The organism is Agriterribacter sp., from assembly GCF_035445465.1.
In the GTDB taxonomy this organism is placed as follows: Bacteria; Bacteroidota; Bacteroidia; order Chitinophagales; family Chitinophagaceae; genus Agriterribacter.
In genome coordinates this window covers 60,175-71,660 of record NZ_DAOMQT010000025.1, presented here as the reverse complement: position 1 = coordinate 71,660, position 11,486 = coordinate 60,175, and the positions used below count along the sequence as shown (strand labels likewise).

Annotated in this window: 9 protein-coding genes; 2 read left to right on the top strand and 7 right to left on the bottom strand. The window is 43.5% G+C overall.

Annotation, left to right across the window (positions count from 1 at the left end; genetic code table 11):
• Nucleotides 1-36: 36 nt before the first annotated feature.
• Entirely contained in the window at nucleotides 37-1,491 is a 1,455-nt protein-coding gene (locus PLE34_RS13295) for a Gfo/Idh/MocA family protein (protein WP_324557736.1), read from the top strand.
• 313 nt (nucleotides 1,492-1,804) lie between these two features.
• Here the strand turns inward: PLE34_RS13295 and PLE34_RS13290 are convergent, their stop codons facing one another.
• The 4 genes from PLE34_RS13290 to PLE34_RS13275 form a co-directional block, all read right to left on the bottom strand.
• On the bottom strand, nucleotides 1,805-2,653 hold the full coding sequence (locus PLE34_RS13290) for an alpha/beta hydrolase (protein WP_324557734.1): 849 nt from the start codon (nucleotides 2,651-2,653) through the stop codon (nucleotides 1,805-1,807).
• Nucleotides 2,654-2,744: 91 nt separating this feature from the next.
• Nucleotides 2,745-3,959 (bottom strand): ADP-forming succinate--CoA ligase subunit beta, encoded by a 1,215-nt coding sequence (sucC, locus tag PLE34_RS13285; protein WP_324557733.1) that lies wholly within the window; start codon nucleotides 3,957-3,959, stop codon nucleotides 2,745-2,747.
• Between the two features lie 648 nt (nucleotides 3,960-4,607).
• Nucleotides 4,608-5,441: an MBL fold metallo-hydrolase gene (locus PLE34_RS13280; protein ID WP_324557732.1), complete on the bottom strand. Its 834-nt coding sequence runs from the start codon at nucleotides 5,439-5,441 to the stop codon at nucleotides 4,608-4,610.
• A gap of 41 nt (nucleotides 5,442-5,482) precedes the next feature.
• A complete protein-coding gene (locus PLE34_RS13275) occupies nucleotides 5,483-6,451 on the bottom strand; it encodes a cytochrome c (RefSeq protein WP_324557731.1) in 969 nt (322 codons plus the stop codon).
• Between the two features lie 545 nt (nucleotides 6,452-6,996).
• Between PLE34_RS13275 and PLE34_RS13270 the strand changes: the two genes are divergently transcribed.
• Nucleotides 6,997-7,584: a superoxide dismutase family protein gene (locus PLE34_RS13270; RefSeq protein WP_324557729.1), complete on the top strand. Its 588-nt coding sequence runs from the start codon at nucleotides 6,997-6,999 to the stop codon at nucleotides 7,582-7,584.
• A gap of 124 nt (nucleotides 7,585-7,708) precedes the next feature.
• Here the strand turns inward: PLE34_RS13270 and PLE34_RS13265 are convergent, their stop codons facing one another.
• The 3 genes from PLE34_RS13265 to PLE34_RS13255 form a co-directional block, all read right to left on the bottom strand.
• Nucleotides 7,709-9,064 carry a glycoside hydrolase family 140 protein gene (locus PLE34_RS13265; RefSeq protein WP_324557727.1) on the bottom strand — a complete coding sequence of 452 codons (1,356 nt, stop codon included), beginning with the start codon at nucleotides 9,062-9,064 and terminating at the stop codon, nucleotides 7,709-7,711.
• A gap of 76 nt (nucleotides 9,065-9,140) precedes the next feature.
• Nucleotides 9,141-10,451 (bottom strand): ABC transporter permease, encoded by a 1,311-nt coding sequence (locus PLE34_RS13260; protein WP_324557726.1) that lies wholly within the window; start codon nucleotides 10,449-10,451, stop codon nucleotides 9,141-9,143.
• A gap of 43 nt (nucleotides 10,452-10,494) precedes the next feature.
• The gene (locus tag PLE34_RS13255) at nucleotides 10,495-11,439 is read right to left on the bottom strand and encodes an ABC transporter ATP-binding protein (protein ID WP_324557724.1); all 945 of its coding nucleotides are present in this window, start codon (nucleotides 11,437-11,439) and stop codon (nucleotides 10,495-10,497) included.
• Nucleotides 11,440-11,486: the final 47 nt, after the last annotated feature.

Genomic DNA, 11,486 nt, shown 5'->3' with positions numbered 1-11,486 from the left:
CAGATGTTCTTACCTTAATGCAAAATTTCATAAACGATGAGCCAAAAATTAAAATCAAAGTCTAAAGGTTCCCGCAGGAAATTCCTGCGCAATGCTTCTCTTGCTGCCGCCGGCTATTTTATTGTACCCCGTCATGTGCTGGGTAAAGGATTTGTAGCCCCAAGCGACAAATTAAATATTGCAGGCATTGGCGCAGGAGGCAAAGGAGAAAGCGATCTGACTTCTTTCGCCAAAAGCCCTAATGTTAATATTGTTGCATTAGTTGACGTAGATGACCGTCAGGCTGTAAAATCAAAGCAAAATTTTCCCAAAGCCAAATATTATAAAGACTTCAGGGAAATGCTCGCTAAGGAAAAGAACAATATTGATGCCTGTTCTATTTCAACGCCAGACCACACCCATGCAGTTGCCACATTGGCTGCCATGCAGCTGGGTAAGCACGTATATACGCAGAAACCCCTGACACATGATATTTATGAAGCCCGTATCCTTGCACAGGCTGCCAAAAAATATAAAGTGGTTACGCAAATGGGTAACCAGGGTGGCTCAGGAGACGGGGTAAGAAGAATGAAAGAAATATATGATGCCGGGTTAATAGGAGATATTGTAGAAGCCCAGGCATGGACTAACCGCCCGATATGGCCGCAGGGAATTGCCAAACCCACCGGCAATTTCCCCATACCCGCCGAACTGGATTGGAATTTATGGCTGGGTACCGCTCCTCAGGAAAATTTCAATCCGGCGTATTTGCCATTTAACTGGAGAGGCTGGTGGAATTATGGTACCGGTGCATTAGGTGATATGGCCTGTCATATCATGGATCCTATCTACCGTATACTACCAATAGATTATCCGTCATCTGCTGAATGTAGCATAGCCAACCAATATGCTGCTGGTATGAATCAACCGGCTAATTATATTGACAGTTGTCCTGTTGCATCTATTATCCATCTCGAATATCCCCGGAAAGATAAAAAAGGTACATTGAAAGTTTCCTGGTACGATGGTGGATTGCTGCCTAAAAGACCGGATGAATTATTGCCTGAGGAAGAATTTGGAAACTGGGATGGTGGCGTATTGTTCATAGGAACAAAAGGTAAATTACTTGCCGATTGCTATGGAGCAAAACCCAGGCTGCTACCGCTTTCTAAAAATGATAGTGCCAAAGCTGTAAAAGAAACCATCAAACGTGTGCCAGATGAAAATCATTATCTGCAATGGGTAAACGCATGTATGCTGGGTTATGGTAAAGGCGAAACCAGTTCTAATTTTGAATATGCAGGACCTTTTACAGAAAGTATCCTCATGGGTAACCTGGCTATCCGCAGTGCGCTATACCAGGATCCAAGCGTAAGTGGGTGGGGTAAAAATAGCTTTACAGGCCGCAAAAAACTGTTGTGGGATGCCAAGAACATGAAGATCACCAACTTTGAACCAGCCAATCAGTTCGTTAAGCGCCAATACCGCGATGGCTGGAGCCTGAGTTTGTGAGAAGCGGTCTGAAATTAATTTTTAAATGACGCGTTTAGTTTTTTTGCCGCAGATGCGCAGATTTTATCTGTGCATCTGCGGCATCTTTTATTACGGAATTTGATGGCGTTGTAATCTTTAATGAAAAAAAGCCCGGAGAAAATAAATCCCCCGGACTTACATCAAATCCTTTATCAGTACAATCTTAACCAAATAAAATTACTAATCTTAAAAAAGAAAAGACTTTCAGGGTTGGTAAGTGTAAAAACAGCAATGAAATAATACATTTCCCTTACCAGTACATGAGAAGTGCAATAACTATCCGCTCCTTTACTTATTTTCCAAACGCCCATTCTAAAAAACCAGGAAATACCTGCTTCCAGGCCTTGCTATCATTTGTTGCTCCCCTTTGATAAACAATATCTCCGTCAGTGGTAAAAGTTTTGCTTTTCAGCAGTTCCGCAACTGCAGCAGTTGCATCGCCGATATCTTCCGCGTCGTCTTTTGCAATACCAGTATTGCCACTGGCGCCTGCATAAAACCAGTATTGCAGCTGGGGGCGTTTGCGGGAACTTTTCAATTTTTCAAACATCATCCCTCTTGCTGAAGTATCAAACAGGTTTTTTTCTTTCCTTGAAAAGGCTCCTGAGAATGCACCTGCCTTACTGATCTTATCGGGGTGGTTCCATGCTATATCCAGTGCTGATAATCCTCCGGCGCCGAAGCCGGCAATAGCCACAGATCTAAATTTTCTTACGCCCGCGCTTTTCTTTGCATAGGGATACAGCTCATTATTGAAGAAACTGTCGTAGTGATCTGCTTTTCCGCCTGCAACTGCTTTACCCGATTTTTCCGCCACACCATATTCTTCCAAACGGTTGCCGGCATGAACACCTACAATAACCAAAGGAGAAAGGCGCTTCATTCTGTACAGGCTGTCTGTTATGAACTTTAGGTTCAGTTCATCAAACAACTGCCCGTCGTTACAAACCAGCAGGTTAATGTCAGCGTTGTTATCTGGCTGAGGTGTACTGATAACCGTTAGCTTAACCTTACGCTGGAGATGACGGGAATACAATTCATCTTCCTGCTGCTTTACTCCCTTTTTACAGGCCGGCAAACAGCAAAGTATAAGTGCCAGCATGGATACACTGTATGCATAATGTAATAAACGGGAATGCATTTCTGATCGTTTAAGAGATGAGGCGGCGTATATAAAAAAGGTGAAAGCATTTTAGCTCTTCACCTTTTTCTTTTAAATAGTATAATAATCATTAAGCACTCACCGCCTTGTTCACCAGGCCGGCAGCTTCGCTCAGCAGTATGGCAGATTGTACCTTCAGTCCGCTCTCTTCAATTAATTTTTTTGCTTCCTCCGCGTTGGTTCCCTGCAGGCGCACAATAATAGGCACCTTAATATCGCCAATGGAATTGTAAGCATCAATAACGCCCTGTGCAACACGATCGCAGCGTACAATACCGCCAAAGATATTAATGAGGATCGCTTTTACTTTGGGGTCTTTTAAAATAATACGGAACCCTGCTTCCACGGTTTGCGCATTAGCCGTGCCACCCACATCCAGGAAGTTGGCGGGTTCGCCACCACTGAGTTTGATCATATCCATTGTAGCCATGGCCAATCCTGCGCCATTAACCATGCAGCCTACATTGCCATCTAATTTAATAAAATTAAGATTGTATTTGTGCGCCTCCACTTCCGTAGCATCTTCCTCACTGATATCACGTAAAGCCTCCAGGTCGGTATGACGCATCAGTGCGTTATCATCCAGGTTCATTTTGCAGTCTACCGCGATAATCTTTTCATCACTGGTTTTAAATAATGGATTAATTTCAAGCATACTGCAATCGAGCTCTACATAAGCCTTATATAAATTGGTAACGAATCGTACGCAATTCTTAAATGCTTCGCCGCTCAAACCGAGGTTAAACGCAATTTTTCGTGCCTGGAAAGGAAGCAATCCGCCGGCGGGATGAACCCATTCTTTAAATATTTTATCGGGCGTATCGTGTGCCACCTGTTCAATATCCATTCCTCCTTCGGTGCTGTACATAATTACGTTTTGACCTTTGCTGCGGTCGAGCAGTATAGAAAGATAAAACTCCTTTACAGGGTTTGCGCCGGGGTAGTACACATCCTGGGCTACTAATACTTTGCTTACTAATTTACCCGCAGGCCCCGTTTGTATGGTTACCAGGGTACGTCCTATAATATTCCCGGCAATGGTTTTAATATCTTCCGCGTTTTTACCAACAGCTACACCGCGTTGTTCAGAGCCCTGTATCTTACCTTTACCGCGGCCTCCGGCGTGGATCTGCGCTTTAACTACGGCAAAATTGTTCCCATAATGCACTTTCAGTTGTTTGTATGCTTCTTCCGCTTTTTCGGCGGTATCAACGGGTATGCCATCCTGAACGGGAACATTAAATTTTTTCAGCAGCTCTTTAGCCTGGTATTCGTGCAGATTCATGTGTAAAAATTTCAGCGAAAATAACGCAGAATAGGGGAATAGAAAAATTGATAAAAAAGCAACAGGAAATGAATTTTTTCAGGTTGTGAAGGGGATCAGTCTGAACTTGTCATATTTCCTGTTGCTGTAAAAGTTGCAATGATTTGAACGGACGGTTAAAATGCACTGCGGTTTTCATGGTGGTACCGGATCGGATTGGTGTTCCTCAAATGCAGCATTGGCTTTTTACATAGTATCGGATCGGTGGTTTTCGGATATTGGATGGTTAGTTTAGGAATTGGATAGGTTAAGGATCTATTGGATTTGTTACACAAAGAAACATCCTTTAGCCATTCCGGAAAATAGGTCGGCATATTATTGTTTAGTCATCGTTTCACTACAATGCGGGAAATCTACGATAAAAGGCTGCTAAGCATTTACCCGTAGCACGTTGCGGGAACCGGGTTTTGCCATATATAACACCGTGTGATACAAGTTAAATTAACTTCACTACCATGGTGCTTATGCAGGAATTTCCATTACATCCACACGGAGAAATACGTATACTTTGTTTGATAGCAGGAATCCTTTATCAGGGAACTAAATTTCTATTTTGGTATGGTATGTTTTCTAATTGATATAAGATAAGGAAAAAAGGATGTAAATAGCTTAAAATAAGGAAAGCTGGGTGTGTTTGGCTGATGCCTTCGTTTTAGCCGCAACAGGCAGGTCAACGGTATCCGCAATGCAATAAACCGGTGTTTCGTGGTAGCGGGAAGCAACAATAATGGTGGTGCCATTTGCTTCTTTATTAAAAAGCTCTGCAACTAATTCCGGGCTATTATTGTTTTTGGATAAATGCGATAATATTAAATGCGTTAAATGGTTTCCCCGGTACTGTGTAAATAATTCAAGTGCCTGCATATTCGACAAATGCCCGTTGCCTCCACTGATGCGTTTTTTCAAATAATAAGGATAGCTGCCGTTGGCAAGCATATCCCCGCAATAATTAGCTTCCAGAAAAACGGAATGGCACTGGCTGAAGTGATGGATAACATGGGTGCATGAATTGCCGATATCGGTAAAAACGCCTACTTTAACCTTGTTGTTGGTTACTACAAAACTGTGCGGATCGCAGGCATCATGGCATTTGGGAAAGCCCGTAATGGTTAAATCCCCTATAGTTACCGGCTGTTGTGGTAAAAAGTGCTGAACAAGATGTTTTTCAACCGGGATAGCGGCAGCCTGTAAGGTAGCTGGTGTGACATAAACCGGAAGCTGGAATTTTTTACACAGGCCGGGTATGCCGGTAATATGATCTGAATGCTCATGCGACACAAAGATCGCTTTCACCAGGCTCATATCCAATCCCAGGCGCTTCATTCTTTTTTCGGTTTCCCTGCAGGAAATGCCCGCGTCAATCAGTACGGCTTCCTTTTCGTTTCCGATATAATAGCAGTTGCCGTTGCTGCCCGAATTTAAAGAGGTGATAAAAAGCGCCATAGCACCGCAAAAATAAGGAACTGCACTATTGTGCCTTACAATTATTTCGCCTGCAATTGAAAATGTTCTACCTTATTGTTAATGGGGGTGATCGTTTTTAAGTATGCGTAAACAGCTCTCAGGTCGGTAGTATCCATGCCTGCATACATAGCCCAGGGCATGATGGTGTTTACCTGGCTGGCAGTTACTTTAAATATGCTCGCAGTATCGGTATAGGCTTTGAACCGGGCTATAAAAGCAGCTTCTGTCCAGTTGCCCAAACCTGTTTCGGCATCGGGCGTAATATTTGCCGAGCGTACGGTGCCGTTGGGCATTTGAAATTCCCTGCCCCCGGCGTATGCCAGCTCAGGAATGATCTGTCCTTTTTTAACCTGGGTGTGGCATTCTATGCAGGCGGCGATAGTAACAATATAATGACCATAGTTTACCAGGTCTGTTTTTGCAGGGCGTTCTAAGGGAGTGTTATTGGCAGGAATGGTGTTGAGAATAAAATTCAAGGGAAAATCTATGCTGCGTTCGGGTATGGTGCTGTTAATAACAGGTAGTTGCCGCAGGTAGGCAATAATATCATACACATCTTCTTTATCCATTTTTCCATAATGCAGGTAGGGCATTACCGGAAATAATGCTTCCCCGTTTTTATTTACACCTGTGGTAATGGTTCTGTAAATTTCGCCATCGGTCCAGGATCCCAGGTTTTGAGGTGTAATATTTTTGGAGTAAAAACTTCCCGGGAAACCCATCTCCCTTCCAAAATACTCGCCTCCTTTTCCCAGCGTTTCGGGAGCAAGGGGCCCGGTAAAACGGCTCCAGTCGCGGGTGGAATGGCAGTCCATGCAAACAGTTATATGATTTGCCAGGTACGCGCCCCGCGCAATGCGTTCAGGTGTTACCGTTATCGTGATGTCCGGCGCCGCGGCCACATCGGGTAATGCAAATTTTAAATACCCTGCAATGCCGCCAATGGCAACAACTATAATAAGTAAAATGACCAGAAAAACCTTTTTCATGATGTATAAAGTTGCAAGTTGAATGAAAAAATTGAAGTGAGGTAGCAGATAAGGGTGGACCCAACAGGACGTAAAAATAATACATCCGGAATAAATTGTATATAATATTGGGCGTATTTCAATTTTTCGCTCCATGTACAACTTTCCGGTCGGTGAGACACCGACCGGTAGCGGGTTCTACAGGTGGGTGTCACCACCCACCTGCGAAAAAAGAAAATGATCGCAAATATATCTCCGCGGCCGCTGCACCACCGCTATCGCTGCGGGAAAATATGGTCTCTGTAACGATCTGTACTTCAGCATATATGCCAGCAGGAGTGGGGACCCTGATCAGCAATACCCCGTGCCAGGCTTTTCCTGTTTCCCCGGAATGACGATAATTTTCCCCAATACCTTCATCGGGTATAGCAGCCGGGTACTTTTTAAAACAAAACCTGACAATGGAAATAAGAGGGTAAGGTTTTTGTAGCTTTGCATTTATGTTTTTAAAACTTAAAAAATATATTGCTATGAATTTTCGCTTTATTAACCGGAGGCCGATGTATATGTTGACTCTTGTTCCGGCGCTCGCCCTCGTTTTTTCCTGTAACAGTCCAACCAGCAACGAATCAACTGCAGATAGCGCCCAGGTTGCCGGCGACCACACCCATGCTATGGATGATACCGCCCCTGTTCCTTTAGTAAGCCATGCCGAAGCGGTGCTGGCAGGTACCTATGCCGACACGGCGGTATCCGGTACAGCCAAATTTGACGCTGTTGATAATGGTAAAGTGAAATTAGAACTGGAGATAACCATTCCGGCTAAGGCAGGTAAAAGTGTAGCTGTTCATCTTCATGAGCATGGCGATTGCGGCGATAATGGAAACATGTCGCACGGGCACTGGAACCCTACTAACCAGCAACATGGGAAATGGGGAAGCGCCAGCTTTCATTCGGGCGATATAGGAAATGTGCAATTAGACGTGCAGGGAAAAGGTACCCTCACATTAGAAACGGATTTATGGACATTAGGCGGTAGCGCCGAAAAAAATATTTTGGATAAGGCGCTGATTGTGCACGGTGGTGTTGACGATTATACTTCTCAGCCATCGGGTAATGCAGGCACGAGAATAGGATGCGGTGTTATTAAGTAAACCAGCCGCATTGAAATATTGAATTCGTTACTTATTGATGCTACTATTGCCACTAACACAGGCATATGCTTTTGTTGTTAGTGGCAATTTTTATGGTATAGCCTTTTTGCCGGCCGGTACATTATTATGGAAGTTTGTATTGTTTGGTCGCATCATCTAATATTAATACCCAATCCTGCCCGTAACCCGAAGTGGGCGGCGTGAAGTGCAGCTTCCCTTTATTTATAGTTTCAGCGGTGGAAATAGTTGCTCCGTTCCGGGGATTGTACCAGTTGGCTTTTAACCTGCTGCCCGATATTTTTCCTCCATTAACGGTAAACGGCTTTCCTGCTGCCGTATAAATGAACGCATAGTCTTTTCCTCTTGTAGCCTGTATGCGTTCAGCAGGCCCGTAATGATCTTCAGCAATAAGCGACTGGTCGGGTACCCGCTCTAAAAACGGCCGGGAAAGCATTAGCTTTTTCAGATGCTGCATTTGCAGAGCGCCGGGCAGTTCCAGGGCCTCCTGCCAGTATATGTGCGGTCCGTTTACGGCTTCACGGTAAGGCGAATAAAATTGCCAGATATCATGGCAGCCATAGGTATGTCCAAATGCGCCCGCAAACACATCTAAGTATGCATACAATCTCACATCATATGCGTTGCTTGTTCCCAGCTCTTTTGCATTAAAGCAAACAGGGTGGTCTTCATATAATGGTTCTCCATCCATTACCGGTTTTACAGGCGTCATATTATATACCGCCTGAATTTTATCGTATACAGGCGCATTACGGCAATGACCATTCTGGAACATGTTAAACGACAACCAGTCTTCTTTCATAAACCACTCCGCGCTTCCATACTGGTTAGGCTGGGGATGAAAAGTAATAAGTGGCTTTGTGCCGGTTCCGTAACCTGCTGTTATCCCTTCGGCCATGCTGTTCCATATCGCTACATCATTTGCATTACTCGGGTTACGGTCGCCTCCGGTGATCCATATAATATTGGATTTGTTTCTATACCTTTTGGCCAGCCATTGGCCGTATTGCCTCGCATTTTCCGTAGTAAATATTTCAGGGCCTTTTCCCCATGTGCTTTTAAATACTTTATCGCCCCAGGTGGGCAGCAAACCGATCACTATATTATACTCATTTGCCTTGTCTATAATATAATCCACATGACGAAAGTATGCCTCGTTGGGTTTGGCAGGATCATCGTTCTCCAACGGCAGGTCTCCGTAAGCGTTAGGGGTGTGCAACCCGTCAAATTCAGCCAGCACTACTGCCTGAACAACAGTGAAGCCCTGCTCTGATCTGCGTTTTAAATAATAATCTGCCTGTTCGCGGTTTAAGCGGTGAAACAGTTCCCACCCGGTATCACCCAAATAAAAAAAGGGAGCATTATTGCGCAACAGAAAGCGTTTATTATCACTAACTGTAAACTGGGCTGTTGTTATAAGGCACAACAGCAGGCATACAAGAGAAAGACAGGTTCGTTGCATGAAAGTAATATATGGCAAGTTTATAGTTTGTGGTTTTGAGTTTTAAAGTTACTGAATCTCAAATCTGATCTTCTTTCTACCCTTTCCGCACCAGCCATCTCCACATCTCCCTCCAGGTAACTTTTTTGCCATAGAGCAAAATACCTGTCCGGTAAATTTTTGCGGTAACCCAGGTAAAAAACAAAAATGTTAATACCAATAAAAGCATTGAAAGTCCTAACTGCCACCAGGGAACGCCATAAGTAACCCTGCCCATCATTACAATAGGGGAGGTAAGCGGAAACAGGCTGCCAAATACCGCTATGCCACTGTCGGGGTCATTGATGGCTTTGGTCATGATAACAAAACCCAGGATAAGCGGCATCATAACGGGAAAGACCAACTGCTGGGCTTCCTGCTGGTCTTCACTCACTACGCTGCCTATAGCGGCAAACAGGGCAGCATATAGTAAATAGCCTCCCAGGAAATAAAATATAAAAGAAAAAAGGATCAGTGCTATAGGAAGTGATCTTATACTTTCGATGATCTCAGCCACTTTCCCTGAATTTACACGCTGGGCTGCGGCGCCGGCTACTGCAGGATCGGATAGTTGATTGAATACATCAGGGAAAAGCAAAGGAATGATAAGCTGAAGTAAGCCCATGACCACGATCCATATAGCAAACTGCGTTAAGCCAACGGCGCCAATACCAATTATTTTTCCAAGCATGAGCTGGAAGGGTTTGGCAGAGCTTACAATTACTTCGGCAATACGGTTGGTCTTTTCTTCCATAACGCCACGCATCACCATCGTGCCATATATCAGTAAAATCATGTAGATAAGAATACCGGCAATAAACGAAACGGCGTACGCAACGCCGGCAATACTTTTCTTTTCACCTTTGCCGGAGTCTATAGCATTTTCAATTTCAATATCGGCTTTAATGTTTTTATATATTTCCGGGTCAATATTTGCAGCGATCAACCGTTTTTTTTCAACCGCTCCATTGACCTTTTTTTCCAGTGCCGATTTTACAAACAGGTTTACGGCTGCCTGGCTGTGCAGCTTTATATGCGGAAGATCGCTTTTATTAAATTCGGGTATATATAAAAAAAGGCTGTAGCCCTCGTTTTTGTATCTCGGTTTAAAAGATTGTTCTGTTTCATTATGAATAAAGGTATAAGTTGACTTGTCGTTTTTTCCTGCCTCTATTTTACCGTTAAACAGGTTCGCTTCATCAAGAATGGCTACTCTTTGTGTATTGCTTTCACCGCTAATGGAAACAGCTATAATAATGGCGTAAAAGGCCACAATTACCAAAGGCACAAGAAGGGTAGTGAGTAAAAAGGATTTTCTTTTCACCCTGGTCATGTATTCTCTTTCTATTATCAGGCGGATCTTATTCATATGCTTTACCGGATTGTAATATTATGTCTGTAGCAATTCATTTTTATACGGAAGTGTTAACAGGTTGAAATTCCCGTGCCAGCGGAGTACCTTCAACCAGCTTTATAAAAATATCATTTAAAGACGGGAGGATCTCGTTAAAGGATATGATCTCGTGATGCCGGGCCAGTAAATGTTGTAATACATCATGTGGCTTATATCCTTCATGGATCTTCAGTATCAATGCCTCGCCTTTTTCACCGGTTACTTCAAAAATGCTATTACCGGTTATGCTATCCGGTTTTTTTTCAAAACCAACCCGGAAAATATTTTCTTTAAACTCCTGCTTCACATTTTTTACGGAACCGTCTAATATTTTATTTCCCTTGTTAATAAGAATAATATGGTCGCAGATCTCTTCTACCTGTTCCATGCGGTGGGTGCTGAAAATAATGGTGCTGCCGTTTTTTGCCAGCCTGAATATTTCGTCTTTTATTAAATTGGCATTCACCGGGTCAAGTCCGCTGAAGGGTTCATCTAAAATAATAAGCTTCGGTTCATGGAGTACGGTGGTAACAAACTGTAATTTCTGGCTCATGCCCTTGCTGAGGTCTTGCACCTTTTTGTTCCACCAGCTTTCCATTTCCAGGCGCTGAAACCAGAATTTTATTTTTTCCATGGCTTCCGCTTTGCTTAATCCTTTCAGCCGGGCAAGGTATAAAGCCTGTTCGCCGATCTTCATTTTTTTATACAGTCCTCTTTCTTCGGGCATATAGCCTATTCGCACGATATCATTGATGGGATCAAATTTTTTTCCTTCAAAAGTGATGGAGCCGCTATCGGGAAAAAATATGCCGGTGATCATCCGGAGTAAGGTGGTTTTGCCTGCGCCATTAGGACCCAGCATACCAAAAATAGCGCCCTGTTCAATCGTAAAGCTAACATCATCTACCGCTTTTTGCGTAGCAAAATATTTTCTGAGCTGGTGAACTTCTAAAATGTGCTGCATATCGAGTATTAGTTGCGCCCGGTTAAATTTTATTACAGAGGTATGAA